Genomic DNA, 15,699 nt, shown 5'->3' with positions numbered 1-15,699 from the left:
GCAGAAGTTCGATGCCGACGCGGTGAAGGGAATGCCGGGCGTGGTTCGCGTGGTGGATTTTTCCGACGCGGCACCGGGCATGGCAGGCGTCGCAGTGATTGCGAAGTCTTACTGGCAAGCCAGGCAGGCGCTTGCCGCGCTGCCGGTCATCTGGAACGAGGGGGCGAATGCCCGCTTGTCGTCGGCGGCCGTGTTCAAGGAACTCGCCGAGCGTCTGGACAGCGAATCCGGCTTTACCTATCACGAGGTCGGCGAACCCGATCCGCGTTCGGCCGCCGCCAAGCACATCAAGGCTGAATACCGCGCGCCCTTCCTCGCGCACGCGACGATGGAGCCGGTCAATTGCACGGCGCAGGTCAAGGATGGCAAGGTGATCCTGTGGGCCTCGACCCAGGTGCCGAGCATCGCGGCCGATACCGCGGCGCGCGTGGCCAAGACCGGCGCGGAAAACGTGACGGTGAACGTGACCTACATCGGCGGCGGCTTCGGCCGCCGGCTGGAAGTCGACATGATTGCGCAGGGCGTGGCCATCGCGGCGCAGGCAGGCGGCCTGCCGGTGCAAGTGATCTGGAGCCGGGAAGAGGATACCGCCCATGACTTTTACCGTCCCGCCGCGCTCGCGCGCTTTTCCGCATCGCTGGACGGCGAGGGGAATGTCGTTGTCTATGAAAACAAGATGGCGTCCGGCGCGATCACCCACCAGGTGATGGAACGGACTTTCGGCCTCATGGGGGCCGGGCCGGACAAGACGACCGCCGAAGGGGCGTTCGACATGCCCTATGAATTCGCGCACCAGAAGATCGCGCATGTGACGGTGCCGACCCCGGTGCCGATCGGTTACTGGCGTTCGGTCGGCCACTCCCACAACGCGTTTTTCAAGGAAAGCTTCATCGATGAGCTTGCGCATGCGGCGGGCAAGGACCCGGTCGCATTCCGCCGTGACGTCCTGAAGACGCATCCGCGCCATCTCGCCGTACTCGATGCGGCGGTGGCGAAGGCGGGCAAGCCGGCGGCGGGCCGCGCGCATGGCGTCGCGCTGCATCGCTCCTTCGGCTCCATCGTCGCGCAGGTTGCCGAGGTGTCGGTCGAAGGCACGGAGATCCGTGTGCACAAGGTCATTTGTGCGATCGATTGCGGGCTCGCCGTCAATCCGAACATCATTGCGCAGCAGATGGAATCAGGTGTGATCTTCGGCCTGAGCGCGGCGCTGTTCGGCGAAGTCACGATCAAGGATGGCAAGGTCGAGCAGCAGAATTTCCACGACTACCCGGTGCTGCGCATGAATCAGGCGCCGCATGTGGAGTCGATCGTGATCCGGAATGCGGAGCCGCCGGAAGGTGTGGGTGAACCGGGCACGCCGCCCATCGCGCCGGCGGTGGCGAACGCCGTGTTCGCATTGACCGGCAAGCGCCTGCGCAGCCTGCCGTTGCGTCTTACCTGAGTCAGTCCGCCGCTTCCTGCAACCGGACGTGCAGGTTGCAGGTGCGCTGCCATTCCGCCCGTTCGCGGGAAGCGGCGGCTTCCGCACGCAGCGCGGCCAGGCTTTTTTCCGCCTGTGCCTGGATCAGGCGGTCGGCGATCTTTGTGTCAGGCAGCACCGTGCCGAAGAAGGCCACTGCGTCGCTGCGCTGGATGAGAAGAGTGGGAAAATTTTCCACGTCGATATCGCCGATGAAATCCGCCTGGTCTTCGATATCAATCCACACGAATCGCTTGTCGGGATGCTGTTCGGCCAGCTTGTCGAAGCTGCTGCGGTAGCCGCGGCAGGTATCGCACCACGCGGCGCACAGGCACGCCACGAGCCATGCATCCTGAGCGAGCCATTCGGCCAGCAGGGCGCGGTTGTCGTTGTCGAGCGTGATGCAGTTGGCGGGCATGTGCGGCAAGCGTATCGGGAACGGGAGCCTATTGTAAGGGAAGGCGTGTCCGGACGCTTGCCGTCGTGAAGGTTTCCGATCAGGCGGTCGTATTGACGTTCTGGCCGAGATGGGCGGGCAGGTTGGCGGGGGTGGCGGGCGGCAAGGCTTCAAGCAGTGCGGTCGCGCTGCTGGCCTGCACATCCATTGCCTTCTTCATCACCGCAACGCCGATGGCTTGGTTGGTTGCCGTCGTCGCAAGAGTCGTTGCGAGTTGGGCGATTTGTTTGACTTCCATGAATTCCTCCGCTGTCGTTCCGCTGTTAACGGCAGTGAAACGGCACAATTTAGGGTGGCCGTCACGGTAAAATAACGGCCATGCCTACCATTCTTGCCATCGACACATCTTCCGAGCTTGCCTCGGTCGCCTTGTTGCATCGCGGACAATTGATTTCCAATGAAGCGGCCGGCGTGCAAACCCACTCGCAGACCATATTGCCGATGGTGCAAGCGCTGCTGGCACAAGCCGGGATCCCGCTCACCGCCTGCGGCGCGATCGCATTCGGCGCGGGCCCCGGTTCGTTCACCGGCGTGCGCACGGCATGCGGTGTCGCGCAGGGCCTGGCCTACGGCGCGGGCCTGCCTGTCGTTCCTGTCGTGACCCTGCTCGCCATGGCGGCCGCGTGCCGTGAAACGTCGGGCGCCGGTGAAGTGCTGGCCGTCCTCGATGCGCGCATGGAGGAGGTGTACTGGGCGCAGTATCGTTACAACGAGGGCTGGGAGATCGTGGCGGAACCCGCTTTGTCCGCGCCCGGCGCGGTCGTCATGCAGGGCGACGCCGCCGTGTGCGGCAATGGCCTCGCGGCCTATGCATCCGCCTTCGGCAACTGGAAGGAAACCTGGCCGCACATCATGCCGCACGCTGCGCAGATCGCGCGGCTCGCGGAAACTGACCTTGCCGCCGGCCGCGGCGTGGCACCGCATGAGGCTCAGCCCATCTACCTGCGCAACAAGGTCGCGCTGACCACCGCCGAACGCCAGGCAAAGGTGGCGTCATGAGCGCCCTCTTCAAAGTCGCGGCCGAGTCGCCGGCCTTGTCTTCCTTGCAGTTTGCGCGCATGCAGGTGAGCGACCTGCCCGACGTGCTCGCCATCGAAAACGATGTCTATCCCCATCCCTGGTCGCGCGGCAATTTCCTCGATTCGCTCTACAGCGGCTACGAAGCCTGGACCTTGCGCGATCCCGCCGGCATGCTCGCCGGCTATTTCCTGGTCATGCTGGCGGTGGACGAAGCGCACCTCCTCAACATCAGCGTACGGCGCGACCTGCACGGCAAGGGCTTGGGGCGCATGCAGTTGGACAAGGTCGCGGCCCTGTCGCGCGACAAAGGCATGGCCTCGATCCTGCTCGAGGTGCGCCCGTCGAACCAGCGCGCGCTGGCGGTGTACAAGCAATACGGATTCGCGCAGATCGGCGTGCGCAAGGGGTATTACCCGGCGGCCGATAATACGCGCGAGGACGCCATCGTAATGAGGTTTGCGTTATGACACTGGAACGCCGCGCAGTTTTCCTGGATGAAATGGGGATCGGCCCGCTCTGGCAGCGGCGCGACGTGCCACCCCCCTCGCATGAAGCGATCGAACCGGCGGAGGAACCGGTCGTTGTGCGCGCCGAGCAGACGCTTGCTCCGGTGGCGCTCGTGGAACCGACGCAGAATGCCGTGGCCACGATGGACTGGGCGCAGCTCAAGGCGAGCGTGGCCGGATGCGTGAAATGCGGACTGTGCAACGGGCGGACCAAGACCGTCTTTGGCGTGGGTGACGAGAAGGCCAAGTGGCTGTTCATCGGCGAAGGCCCCGGGCGCAATGAGGACCAGACCGGCGAGTCCTTCGTCGGTCCTGCGGGCAAGCTGCTCGACAACATGCTGCGCGCCATCGGGCTCAGGCGTGGAGAGAATGCCTACATCGCCAACATCGTCAAATGCCGTCCCACCGACGAGACTGGACGCGACCGTCCGCCGGCGCCGGAGGAGGTTGCGGCATGCATGCCTTACCTCGAGCGCCAGATCGCCCTGATCCAGCCGACGGTCCTGGTTGCGCTCGGAAAGACTGCCGCGCTGTCGCTGCTCGGGCTCGATCCCGAAACGCCGGTGTCGAAGCTGCGCGGCACGGTGTACAGCTATGCCGGCCTGCCGTTGATCGTCACCTACCATCCGGCCTATCTATTACGCAACATGGCGGACAAGCGGAAGGCGTGGGCGGATTTGTGCCTGGCGACGACGACGTATGCAAACGCCTGACGGTCCGCAGACCTATCAAGAACACTTCCATCAGCGCTGGAATTTCCTGACCGACCCGCATGTCCGCACGCTCGCGTGGCTGCTGGATGCGCCGGACCTGCTCGACGCCGCTGCCGCGGAGTGGCAGGGCAAAATCGCAAGCATCGGACCGCTGGACCAGCGCGACATCACCTGGCTGCGCGAACTGGATCGCAATCCGCAGGCACTGCATGACTATCTTGCCATCCAGCCGCTGACCCGGCTCGGCCGCTACGCGGAAAAATTGATGGCCTGTTACCTCGAACACAGCGAAAACCTGTTCGCGCACGGGGTGCAGGTCCGGACGGAAAAGAACGAAACGGTAGGCGAGTTCGACTTCCTCCTCAGGCGCGGCCAGGGTCTCGTGCATTGGGAGTTCGCCACCAAGCTCTACCTTCTCGAGTCCAGCGGACGCGGACGGCACGCCGACTATTTCGTCGGCCCCAACCTCGCCGATACCCTCGGAGTGAAGGTGCGCAAGATCATGGACCGGCAACTCTCGCTATCGCAGCATCCGGCCGCCGCCACGCTGCTGCCGATGCCGGTCACATCCGCCGAAGCCCTGGTCAAGGGATGGCTTTTTTATCAAGGAAGAACGCCGGAAGCAGAGCACCCGCAAGGTGTCTCGCACGCGCATTGCCGGGGATTCTGGTGCGCGCTGCAAGAAACGGAAGGTCTTGACGCCGAGGCCTATGCAATCCTGCCGCGCCTGAGCTGGCTTGCACCTGCGAGACTGGCTGGGGGCGAGGGGATGGACAAAGAGGCATTGCGCGCGAAGCTGGAAGCGCATTTCCACGCGAATTCTTCCCCCGTGCTGGTGGCCCTGCTGCGCCGGGAAGGCGGCGTACTGCTGGAGACCGACCGCGGCTTCGTGGTGCCCGACGACTGGCGCAGCAGGGCCGAGATCCGCGTCAGGCGCGAGACAACTGACGAGGCTTAATGCTTGTGCTCGCCGATGAGCGCGAGCGAGTCGAACTCGCGCTGGTTGGCGGCATGCTTTTTCATCGCCAGCAGCATCGTCGCGGCGACGAAGAGGCCGAACAGGACGATCACGATATTAATGTCCAGGTTCAGTTTCACCATCAGCGCGTACAGCATCAGCATGGTGAGCACGGACAGGTTTTCGTTGAAGTTCTGGACGGCAATCGAGTGGCCCGCGCTGAGCAGGACGTGGCCCCGGTGCTGCAGCAGAGCATTCATCGGCACCACGAAGTAACCTGCCAGCGCGCCGATCAGGACCAGCAGCACGTAGGCCAGCCAGACGGTGTGCACCATGGTCATGGTGATCACGATCAGCCCCATGCCAACACCCAAGGGCATCACGGTCAGGGCTTTCTTGAGCGGAACGAAGCGGGCGGCTGCTGTTGCCCCGCCGGCAACGCCGACCGCAAAAACGCCTTGCAGGATCGCCGCCTTGTCGAGCGGCATGTTGAGCGACTTCTCGGCCCACTTGAGCACAATGAATTGCAGCGTCGCGCCGGCACCCCAGAACAATGTCGTGACCGCGAGCGAGATCTGGCCCAGCTTGTCCTTCCATAGCGTCGTGAAGCAGCCGGCGAAGTCCGCCACCAGCCGGATCGGGTTGCGTTCCTGGTGCGGATAGCGCGCGCCGGTGTCGGGGATCTTCAGGTTGAACATGGCGGCCAGCACATAGGTGACCATGATGACCGACAGCGCCGCCTCGGCCGCCGTATCCACGCCGAGGTCGATGACGGGGAAGTCCAGGCCGAGCAGCATCGCCGACACTTTCGAATTGACGAGCGCGCCGCCCATCACGGTGCCGAGAATAATGGAAATCACGGTCAGGCCTTCGATCCATCCGTTGGCGGCGACCAGTTTTTCGGGCGGGAGCAATTCGGTGAGGATGCCGTACTTGGCGGGAGAATACGCCGCGGCGCCGAAGCCGACCACCGCGTAGGCGAGCAGGGGATGCACATCGATGAACATCATCGCGCAGCCGCCGATCTTGATCATGTTGGTAATGAACATGACCCGGCCCTTCGGCATGGAGTCGGCGAATGCGCCGACGAAGGCGGCCAGCAGCACGTAGGAGAGTACGAAGAACAACTTGAGCAGCGGCGTCATCCACGCCGGGGCTTTCATTGTTGTTAATAGTGCGATGGCCGCGATCAGCAGTGCGTTATCCGCAAGCGACGAAAAAAACTGCGCCGCCATGATGGTGTAGAAACCGCGATTCATCCGCATATTGCAGTAGCCATTAACTCTCTATTGTCTCCGGCTTGCTTTATACCATAGAAACATAGAGCGACTGGGGATTTGTTCCGCATCGGAATATAAGCCTCCGGTAAAATGCAGGATCTTCAAGCTTCTTCGTTTCTTCGATTCGTTTCATGCCCAGACCGCTCGTCGCCACCATTCATCTCGCTGCCTTGCAGCACAATCTTGCTGTTGCCAGATCTCATGCCCCCGGCGCCAAAGTGTGGGCCGTCGTCAAGGCCAATGCCTACGGCCACGGACTCCGGCGGGCGGTGAATGCCTTCGCCGCCGCCGACGGACTGGCACTGATCGAAGTCGACGGCGCGATCCGGCTGCGCGAATACGGCTGGACCAAGCCGATCCTGTTGCTCGAAGGCTTCTTCGACGCGGACGACCTGCCGGTGTGCGCACAGCATGGCATTCAGTTCGCGGTGCACTGCAATGAGCAAATCGACATGCTCGAAAAGACAAGTCTTGCCGCGCCGGTCGATGTGCACCTGAAACTCAACAGCGGAATGAACCGCCTGGGATTCGAAGCAGGCGCCTTCCGTGCGGCGCATGGAAGGTTGCAGGCGATTCCTGCGGTGCGCAGCATCACGCTCATGACGCACTTCGCCAATGCGGACGACCCGGTCAACGCCGGCATGCCGCTGTCGGAACAGGTGCGCCGTTTCACGGCCGCGGTTGAAGGCGTGCCCGGCAACCGCAGTCTTGCCAATTCGGCAGCGGTGCTGACGCATCCCGAACTCGCATGCGACTGGGTGCGCCCCGGCATCATGCTCTACGGCAGCACTCCGGGCGGCAACACTGCGCAGGGGTTCGGACTGAAACCGGCGATGACGCTGGCAAGCGAGATCATCGGCATGCAGCGCATCGAGGCGGGCGCCGCGATCGGGTACGGCAGCCGTTTCATCGCCGACAAGCCGATGACGATCGGCGTCGTCGCCTGCGGCTACGCGGACGGCTATCCGCGCCATGCGCCCAGCGGTACGCCGGTGATTGTCGACGGGCACCGCACTTCGCTTGTCGGCCGTGTGTCGATGGACATGATCACGGTGGACCTGAGCGACGTGCCCGGCGCGCGGGTCGGCAGCAAAGTGGAGCTGTGGGGCAATGCGTTGCCCATCGACGAGGTTGCCGCAGCGGCGGGAACCATCGGGTATGAATTGATGTGCGCACTCGCGCCGCGCGTGCGGGTGGTCGAAGAGTAAACATGGCAAAACAGAAAACCAATTACACCTGTACCGAGTGCGGCGGCGTCGTCAACAAGTGGGCCGGCCAGTGCCCGTCGTGCGGCCAGTGGAACACGCTGGTGGAAACCGTCGTCGAGACCGGCGGCAACCGTTTCTCGGGGCAGTACCAGGGACTTGCGCAATCGGCGCCGGTGCTCAGCCTGGCCGACATCGAAGCCATCGATGTGCCGCGCTTTGGCACCGGCATCGATGAATTCGACCGCGTGCTGGGTGGCGGGCTGGTGGCCGGCGGCGTCGTACTGATCGGCGGCGATCCGGGTATCGGCAAGTCGACGCTGCTGCTGCAGGCGCTGGCGAACATGGCGAAACTGAAAAAGGTGTTGTACGTCAGCGGCGAAGAGTCCGGCGCGCAGATCGCGCTGCGCGCCAAGCGCCTCGCCATCGATGCGAAGGAGTTGCAGCTCCAGGCCGAGATCCAGCTTGAAAAGATCCTCAACACCCTGGCCGAGCACAAGCCCCAGGTTGCCGTCATCGATTCCATCCAGACCATCTATTCCGATGCGCTGACTTCCGCCCCCGGTTCCGTCGCACAGGTGCGCGAATGCGCGGCGCAACTGACGCGCGTAGCCAAGCAGTCGGGCATCACCATCATCATGGTGGGACATGTCACGAAAGAAGGCGCGCTGGCCGGGCCGCGCGTGCTGGAGCACATCGTCGACACCGTGCTGTACTTCGAGGGCGACACGCATTCCAGCTTCCGCCTGGTGCGCGCATTCAAGAACCGCTTCGGCGCGGTGAACGAGCTTGGCGTGTTTGCCATGACGGAGAAGGGACTCAAGGGCGTATCCAATCCTTCTGCGCTGTTCCTGTCGCAACACGACAGCCAGGTGCCGGGTTCCTGCGTGATGGTGACCCAGGAAGGCACGCGGCCATTGCTGGTGGAAATCCAGGCCCTGGTCGATACCTCGCATGTGCCGAACGCGCGCCGGTTGTCGGTGGGCCTGGAGCAGAACCGCCTGGCCATGCTGCTCGCTGTGCTGCACCGGCATGCTTCCATCGCCGTGTTCGACCAGGACGTGTTCATCAATGCCGTCGGCGGCGTGAAGATCACCGAGCCGGCGGCCGACCTCGCGGTACTGCTCGCCATCCATTCGTCGATGCGCAACAAGCCGCTGCCGCGCGGGCTGGTGGTGTTCGGTGAAGTGGGCCTTGCCGGCGAGATCCGTCCCGCGCCGCGCGGGCAGGAGCGGCTGCGCGAAGCGGCAAAGCTCGGCTTTTCGATCGCGCTGATTCCCAAGTCCAACGCACCGAAACAAAAGATCGAAGGCTTGAACGTGATCGGCGTCGAGCGCATCGACGAAGCGCTGAACCGCTTGCGCGAGCTGGACTGAGCGGGAAATTAAGAGCGCGCGTCGAGGACGATGCGCGCGGCCTGCACACCGCTGCGCGTTGCCGATTCCAATGTCGCCGGGTAGTCGCAGGCGGTGTAATCGCCGGCAAGCGCGAGGCCGCTGATGCCGGTGTCGTTCGCGGGCCGGGATAGAGAGGGACGGCAGGAAAAGGTCCCACGCTTCTCGGTAATGATCTTGCTCCACAGCGGATGCATCAGTTCGGGGCGGCGGAATGCCTTCGCCAGATGGGCTGCGAGTGACGCGGCAAGCGTGTCGTGGCCGGGCGTGATGGCCTCGCGCGAAGCGCTGACAACGACGGCAAGCAATCCACTGCGCGCGGGATCGAGTCGACCCCGGTCGAACACGAACTGGCCCCATTCCCCATGTTCCGGATTATCAACCAGGGCAAAGAAGGCATGATCGAGCGCCAGGCCCTGCTCGTACTGCAGATAGCAAGTGGTGATCGGTTCGTAGTCGAATGCGGACAGGGAGGGGATTTCCGCATGCCCCTCGAGCAGTGAGGCGGCGTTGCCCGGCGGCGTGGCGATCACCACCGCGTCAAAGCGTTCGCCGGCCTGCGGTGCACCGTTCATCTCGAGACGCCAATACGCGTCTTCCCGCACCAGCCGCCGCACTTGCGCACCGAGACGCAGCGTGCCGCCATGCCCTTCAATGAAGGCGCCGGCATGCTGGGGGAACAGGGCAGTCAGGTCGACGCGCGGGATAAGCATGTCCGATGCCGCGCGGCGGGCGCCGAGGCTGTCGCGTAATACATGCAGGAACACTTGCGCCGATGCGCGTTCGGGAGGGGTGTTCAGTGCGGCGACGCACAGCGGCCGCCACATGAGGCGCGTCAGGCGCTCGGTCTGGTCGTAGCGGTCGAGCAGTTCGCTCACGCTGCAGTCCTGGTACAAGGTCCAGTCCATCCACCTCGCAGTGGTGGAAAAGCGGGCGAGGGCAAGCTTGTCGGTGCGATCGAGCCCGGAAGCGCGCAGCAGTCCGGCCAGCATGTGCAGCGGCGCGGGCAGCCGCGGCGTGACGAAATCCATTCCGGTGCCGGCAGGGTAGCGCATCTGCAGCGGCAGGCGCAGCATGACCTCGTCGGCAGCGAGACCGACAGTCTCCATCAGGCGCAGCGATTCGCTGTAGGCACCGAGCAGGATATGCTGGCCGTTGTCGAGCTGCCTGCCGTCGATGTCCACGACGCGCGCCCGTCCGCCGAGCGTGCGGGCTGATTCGAACAGCGTGACCGCGGCGCCCGTCGACGCCAGTTCCACGCCGGCTGCACACCCGGCCCAGCCGCCGCCGATGACCGCGACCTTGCGCATCATCCGCGCACGTAGGTCTTCCACGCCAGCCACAGCTTGCGGATCGGCGTGAGCGAAATTTTCTGATTCAGGACCTGGAAGCGGTCGCGCTCGATCTCTTCGAGCAGCGCGCCGTAGATTGCGGCCATCATCAGGCCCGGGCGCTGCGCCCTCCGGTCCGCCTTCGGCAGCAGCGCGAAGGCTTCCGCATAGACGCTGCGCGCGCGTTCGGCCTGGAAACGCATGAGCTTTTCGAAATTCTCGCTGTGCCGCGCATTCAGGATGTCGGCGGCGGTCACATTGAACTGCTGCAGTTCATTGACCGGGAGGTAGATGCGCCCCTTGCGCGCATCCTCGCCCACATCGCGAATGATGTTGGTCAGCTGGAAGGCGAGGCCGAGCTTCTCCGCATATTGCAGCGTCTCCGGACGCGTGGCGCCGAAGATGCTGGCCGACAGGATGCCGACGACGCTGGCCACATGCCAGCAATACTTCTGCAAGCCCTTGTAGTCGAGGTAGCGCGTCTGGTCGAGGTCCATCTCCATGCCGTCGATGATGGCCAGCAGATGCTTGCCGTCGAGCGCGTATGCCGGGACGTGCGGCTGCAAGGCTTGCGTGACCGGATGCGAAGGCGTGCCGTCGAGCATGGCCTTGATCTCCTTGCGCCACCACATCAGCTTGTTGCGCGCGACCGTCGGGTCGGTGCATTCGTCCACCGTGTCGTCGACCTCGCGGCAGAAGGCATACAGCGCCGTGATCGCACGCCGCCTTTCCGGGGGCAGGAACAGGAAGCTGTAGTAGAAGCTGGAGCCGCTTTGTACGGCTTTTTGTTGGCAGTATTCGTCCGGAGACATGAAAGGATGGGGGCTGGACTGATAAGAAGCCGTAATGCTAGCCGAGTTGCGCGGTGCGCGACAAACGGATTTTCATCCCGGCAGCTCGACCCGCCATGCGCAGCCAGTCGGCCGGACCGAGCGCCGGCCGGCGACGGAAGACGTCGTAGTCCGCGGCCTCGATGCGTTCGAGGATGCGCAGCCCGCCTTGCACCACGAGGCGCAGTTCCCAGCCGATACGGCCCGGCAGGCGGACGGCAAGCGGCGCGCCGGAAAGCATCATCGCCCGCGCCCGGTCTACCTCGAAGCGCATCAGCCCTCGCCACGCATCGTCGACCCGCGCTTCGGCAATATGCGACTCCGTGACGCCGAAATGTGCCATGTCTTCCTGCGGAAGATAGATGCGCTGCTTTTTCCAGTCGATGCCGACGTCCTGCCAAAAGTTGATCAGCTGCAAAGCGGTGCAGATGGCATCGGCGTCGGCAGTGTTGCGCGCGGTGCCCGCGCCGTATAAAGCCAGCATCAGGCGCCCGACCGGGTTGGCCGAGCGGCGGCAGTAGTCGAGCAGTTCTTCTAATTTTTGGTACCGGGTCGTGACCACGTCCTGCTTGAAGGCAGAGAGGAGGTCGCGCAGCGGTTGTAATTTCAGTGCGTGGCGCCTTGCCGTTTCGGCAATGTTGGCAAAGATGCGATCCTCCATCGGGACGCCGGCTTCGATCCGGTCGAGAGCCGCTTCGTAGGCGGAAAGCGCAGCCAGCCTTGCTTCCGGCGAGGCATCCCCTTCATCGGCGATGTCATCCGCGCTGCGTGCAAAGGCGTAGATCGCCTCCACCGCAGGCCGCAAGCGGGCCGGGAGGAGGAAGGAGGCGACCGGGAAATTTTCATAATGCTCGACCGGCATTGCTTTTCTATCAATAATCAAAAACCCGTATGCAAACGGCTTAGCCCGTGCTTATAATTACTAACTGGTCAGTCATTTAAATTGATTGCAGTTGAGCAATATCCCGGGACGTGCAATTTCAGTCCGAATAGTAAAGGAAAAACCGTGGCCACTTCGATCATTCATGGTCGTCCGACCGAGTCTTTGTCCAGGCGTCGCGCCTTGGCCGTATTGTCTTTCGGTGCAGTCCTGGCGCTGGCCGGCTGTTCCAAGCCGGTCGAAAAGGCCGAGGAAATCCGTCCGGTCCGCGCCGTCAAGCTGGCAGCGGACAACGTCGATACGGTGGCCCAATTTCCCGGCGAGGTGAGGGCGCGCGTGGAATCGCGCCTCGGCTTCCGGGTAGGCGGCAAGATCGTTTCCCGCAAGGTGGACGTCGGCACGCAGGTCAAGCGCGGACAGTTGTTGATGCAACTCGATCCGCAGGACCTGAAGCTGGCGCAGGCGCAGGCCAATGCGGGTCTGAAGGCTGCCGAGAGCAACCGCGACCTGGCGAAAGCCGAATTGAAGCGTTACCAGGAATTGCGCGAGAAAAATTTCGTCAGCCAGGCGGTACTGGATAGCAAGGAAACCGCCTTCAAGGCGGCCCAGGCCAGCTTCGAGCAGGCGCAGGCCGCTTTCCGCAACCAGTCGAACCAGGCCGGTTACACGAGCCTGGTGGCGGACGTCGATGGCGTCGTGACGAGCGTGGATGCGGAAGTCGGACAGGTCGTGGCTGCGGGCACACCGGTGGTGCGCGTGGCGCAGGCGGGTGAAAAGGAAATCGTTATCGGCATCCCCGAAGACAAGGTCGATGCGCTGCGCAAGGTGTCGGACGTGAAAGTGCGTACCTGGGCAAACCCGAACGAGATCATCCCGGGCAAGCTGCGCGAGATGTCGCCGGTGGCCGACCCGGCCACGCGTACCTATACGGCGAAAGTATCCATTCCCAATGCGCCGGAAGGCATCAAGCTGGGGATGACCGCCTATGTGACCTTCGCGGCGAAATCGCAGAACGCGATGATCAGGCTGCCGCTGACGGCACTGTTCAATAACAAGGGCGCCACTTCCGTCTGGGTGGTGGAAAACGGCGGGGTGAAACTGGTCCCGGTGCAGGTCGCGGGCTCTGCCGGCAATGACATCCTGGTCGCGGGCGGCATCGCGCCGGGGCAGACGATCGTGACGGCGGGCGTCAACCTCCTCAAGCCTGGACAGAAGGTCAACATCCTCGGCGAGGAGCAAACGCAAAGGGCTGATAGCGCAACGGGGGCCAATGCCGTGCGCACTGCCGCCGGGGGCGCGAAATGAGGTCTGGTTTCAACCTCTCGCGCTGGGCACTTGAACACATTCCCCTCACGCGTTACCTGATCGTCGCCCTGCTGATCGGCGGCGTGCTCAGCTACGGCAGGCTGGGGCAGGACGAGGACCCGCCGTTTACCTTCCGTGCCATGGTGGTGCGCGCGTTCTGGCCCGGCGCCACGGCGCTCCAGATGGCCGACCAGGTGACCGACAAGCTCGAAAAGAAGCTGCAGGAAACGCCTTACATCGACAAGATCCGCAGCTACTCCAAGCCGGGCGAAACGCTCATCATCCTGCAGCTGCGCGAATCGACGCCGCCCAAGGAAACGCCGGGCGCCTGGTACCAGGTCCGCAAGAAGATCGGCGATATTCGCGGCACGCTGCCTGCGGGCGTCGTCGGCCCGTTCTTCAACGATGAGTTCGGCGATACCTACGGCTCCATCTTCGCGCTGTCGGGCGACGGTTTTTCCTATGCCGAGGTCAAGGATTACGCCGACTTCGTGCGCCAGCAGATGCTGAAGGTGCCGTCGGTCTCGAAGGTCGAACTGTTCGGCGTGCAGGATGAAAAGATTCATATCGAGTTCTCGCACAAGAAGTTCGCGCAGCTCGGCATTCCCTTCGAATCGGTCGTTCAGCAGCTGAATGCGCAGAACGCGGTCGAATCGACGGGCGTGCTCGTCACCCCCACGGACAACCTGCAGGTGCGTGTGACCGGCGCCATGTACTCGGTCAAGGACCTGGAAAACCTCGAACTGCGCGCGGGCAATGCCATGTTCCGCCTCGGCGATTTCGCCTCGGTGCGGCGCGAGTACAAGGACCCGCCGCAGGACAAGATGCGCTACAACGGCAAGGAAGTGATCGGCCTCGGCATCTCGATGGAGAAGGGTGGCGACATCATCAAGATGGGGCGCAACCTCGACGCTACCGTCTCCGGCATCAAGGAGAAACTGCCGGTCGGTATTGAACTGGAGCGCGTCTCCGACCAGCCTCAGGCGGTGGCTTCCTCGGTCAACGAATTCCTGAAGACGCTCGCCGAAGCGGTGCTCATCGTGCTGGCGGTCAGCTTCCTCTCGCTCGGCCTCCATACCAAACCGTTCCGGCTGGATGTGCGGCCCGGACTGGTGGTGGCGCTCACCATCCCGCTGGTGCTCGCGGTGACCTTCCTGTTCATGAGCATTTTCAGCATCGACCTGCACAAGATTTCGCTGGGTGCGCTCATCATCGCGCTCGGCCTGCTGGTGGACGATGCCATCATTGCAGTGGAAATGATGGTGCGGAAGATGGAAGAGGGCTTTTCCCGCTTCGATGCCGCCACCTTCGCCTACACCTCGACGGCGATGCCGATGCTGACAGGCACGCTGATCACCGCGGCCGGCTTCCTTCCGATCGGCCTGGCGAAATCGGCGGCGGGGGAATACACGTTCTCGATGTTCTCGGTGAACGCGCTTGCACTGATCATCTCCTGGTTCGTTGCCGTGCTGTTTACGCCTTACATCGGCTATGTGCTGTTGAAGGTCAAGCCGGCCGCCAACGCCGACGGCCACCACGAACTGTTCGACGGACCGTTCTACGTCCGCTTCCGCGCGATCGTGAATTGGTGCGTCGAGTGGCGCAAGACGACGATCCTGCTGACGCTTGCCAGCTTTGCACTGGGGGTGTTCGGCTTCCGCTTCATCGAGCAGCAATTCTTCCCCGACTCCAGCCGCCCCGAGCTGATGGTCGAGCTGTGGATGCCGGAGGGAAGTGCGTTCTCCGCGACCGAGGCGCAGGCGAAGAAGTTCGAAGCCTTCATCCGCAAGCAGGACGGCGTGGAAAGCGTGACGACCTATGTCGGCACAGGCAGCCCGCGTTTCTACCTGCCGCTCGACCAGATTTTCCCGCAGAGTAATGTGACGCAGCTCGTCGTATTGCCCAAGGATCTGAAGTCGCGCGAGACCTTGCGCCTGAAAATCGTCGACGCATTCAAGAACGATTTCCCCGAGGTGCGCGGCCGCGTCAAGCTGCTGCCCAACGGACCGCCGGTCCCATATCCGGTGCAGTTCCGCGTCTCCGGTTTCGAGGTGCCGAAGGTGCGCGCGATCGCCGACCAGGTGAAGGAAATCATGCGCGCCAACCCGAATACGGTGGGCGTGAACGACAACTGGAACGAGTCGGTCAAGGTCTTGCGCCTGGACCTCGATCAGGACAAGCTGCGCGCGCTCGGCATCAGTTCGCAAACGGTGATGCGTGCGGCGAACACTATCCTCACGGGGACGACGATCGGCCAGTTCCGCGACAACAACAAGTTGATCGATATCGTGATGCGCCAGCCGGTCGAGGAGCGTTCGACGATCGCCGCGCTGAACGAGGCCAACATCCAGACGGCAAGCG

At 63.4% G+C, this 15,699-nt stretch carries 15 protein-coding genes; 9 read left to right on the top strand and 6 right to left on the bottom strand.

From position 1 onward, the window contains the following. Positions 1 to 1,441: xanthine dehydrogenase family protein molybdopterin-binding subunit (locus VFF99_RS19255; protein WP_325020543.1), on the top strand; the 1,441-nt coding region annotated here is incomplete at its 5' end. A 1-nt stretch (position 1,442) separates the two neighbouring features. On the opposite strand, the gene VFF99_RS19250 is transcribed toward VFF99_RS19255, so the two are convergent. Continuing rightward, positions 1,443 to 1,877 (bottom strand): thioredoxin family protein, encoded by a 435-nt coding sequence (locus tag VFF99_RS19250; protein WP_325020542.1) that lies wholly within the window; start codon positions 1,875 to 1,877, stop codon positions 1,443 to 1,445. A gap of 79 nt (positions 1,878 to 1,956) precedes the next feature. Next, positions 1,957 to 2,154, bottom strand: a complete 198-nt coding sequence (locus tag VFF99_RS19245) for a YjfB family protein (protein WP_325020541.1) — start codon at positions 2,152 to 2,154, stop codon at positions 1,957 to 1,959. A gap of 80 nt (positions 2,155 to 2,234) precedes the next feature. Between VFF99_RS19245 and tsaB the strand changes: the two genes are divergently transcribed. From tsaB to VFF99_RS19225, 4 genes are read left to right on the top strand one after another with little or no spacing between them, the layout of a single operon-like run. Beyond that, positions 2,235 to 2,915 (top strand): tRNA (adenosine(37)-N6)-threonylcarbamoyltransferase complex dimerization subunit type 1 TsaB, encoded by a 681-nt coding sequence (gene tsaB, locus VFF99_RS19240; protein WP_325020540.1) that lies wholly within the window; start codon positions 2,235 to 2,237, stop codon positions 2,913 to 2,915. Then, a complete protein-coding gene (gene rimI, locus VFF99_RS19235; protein WP_325020539.1) occupies positions 2,912 to 3,403 on the top strand; it encodes a ribosomal protein S18-alanine N-acetyltransferase in 492 nt (163 codons plus the stop codon). The genes tsaB and rimI overlap by 4 nt, the downstream gene beginning before the upstream one ends. Before the next feature lie 32 nt (positions 3,404 to 3,435). Continuing rightward, positions 3,436 to 4,155, top strand: coding sequence for a uracil-DNA glycosylase (locus VFF99_RS19230; protein WP_414691559.1), 720 nt, complete (start codon positions 3,436 to 3,438; stop codon positions 4,153 to 4,155). Further along, positions 4,142 to 5,113 carry a DUF1853 family protein gene (locus VFF99_RS19225; protein WP_325020537.1) on the top strand — a complete coding sequence of 324 codons (972 nt, stop codon included), beginning with the start codon at positions 4,142 to 4,144 and terminating at the stop codon, positions 5,111 to 5,113. The genes VFF99_RS19230 and VFF99_RS19225 overlap by 14 nt, the downstream gene beginning before the upstream one ends. On the opposite strand, the gene lplT is transcribed toward VFF99_RS19225, so the two are convergent. Then, on the bottom strand, positions 5,110 to 6,372 hold the full coding sequence (gene lplT, locus VFF99_RS19220) for a lysophospholipid transporter LplT (RefSeq protein ID WP_325020536.1): 1,263 nt from the start codon (positions 6,370 to 6,372) through the stop codon (positions 5,110 to 5,112). The genes VFF99_RS19225 and lplT overlap by 4 nt on opposite strands. A gap of 152 nt (positions 6,373 to 6,524) precedes the next feature. Here lplT and alr point away from each other — a divergent pair, with 152 nt between their 5' ends. Continuing rightward, positions 6,525 to 7,601 (top strand): alanine racemase, encoded by a 1,077-nt coding sequence (gene alr / locus VFF99_RS19215; protein WP_325020535.1) that lies wholly within the window; start codon positions 6,525 to 6,527, stop codon positions 7,599 to 7,601. 2 nt (positions 7,602 to 7,603) lie between these two features. Then, complete coding sequence (radA, locus tag VFF99_RS19210; RefSeq protein WP_325020534.1) at positions 7,604 to 8,974, top strand: DNA repair protein RadA; 1,371 nt, start codon at positions 7,604 to 7,606, stop codon at positions 8,972 to 8,974. A gap of 8 nt (positions 8,975 to 8,982) precedes the next feature. On the opposite strand, the gene hpnE is transcribed toward radA, so the two are convergent. Genes hpnE through hpnC form a run of 3 tightly spaced genes read right to left on the bottom strand, consistent with a single transcriptional unit; the run spans position 8,983 to position 12,015 of the window. After that, complete coding sequence (gene hpnE / locus VFF99_RS19205; protein WP_325020533.1) at positions 8,983 to 10,305, bottom strand: hydroxysqualene dehydroxylase HpnE; 1,323 nt, start codon at positions 10,303 to 10,305, stop codon at positions 8,983 to 8,985. Next, positions 10,302 to 11,135, bottom strand: coding sequence for a presqualene diphosphate synthase HpnD (hpnD, locus tag VFF99_RS19200; RefSeq protein WP_325020532.1), 834 nt, complete (start codon positions 11,133 to 11,135; stop codon positions 10,302 to 10,304). Before hpnD ends, hpnE begins: the two co-directional genes overlap by 4 nt. A 37-nt stretch (positions 11,136 to 11,172) precedes the next feature. Continuing rightward, a complete protein-coding gene (gene hpnC / locus VFF99_RS19195) occupies positions 11,173 to 12,015 on the bottom strand; it encodes a squalene synthase HpnC (RefSeq protein WP_325020531.1) in 843 nt (280 codons plus the stop codon). A gap of 201 nt (positions 12,016 to 12,216) precedes the next feature. Between hpnC and VFF99_RS19190 the strand changes: the two genes are divergently transcribed. Together VFF99_RS19190 and VFF99_RS19185 are read left to right on the top strand one after the other, a co-directional pair. Further along, complete coding sequence (locus VFF99_RS19190; RefSeq protein WP_325020530.1) at positions 12,217 to 13,338, top strand: efflux RND transporter periplasmic adaptor subunit; 1,122 nt, start codon at positions 12,217 to 12,219, stop codon at positions 13,336 to 13,338. After that, the coding region (locus VFF99_RS19185) for an efflux RND transporter permease subunit (RefSeq protein ID WP_325020529.1) at positions 13,335 to 15,699 on the top strand (2,365 nt) is incomplete at its 3' end. The genes VFF99_RS19190 and VFF99_RS19185, both read left to right, overlap by 4 nt.

This window comes from Noviherbaspirillum sp., from assembly GCF_035654295.1.
GTDB lineage: Bacteria > Pseudomonadota > Gammaproteobacteria > Burkholderiales > Burkholderiaceae_D > Noviherbaspirillum.
This window is presented reverse-complemented; position numbering and strand designations above follow the sequence as displayed.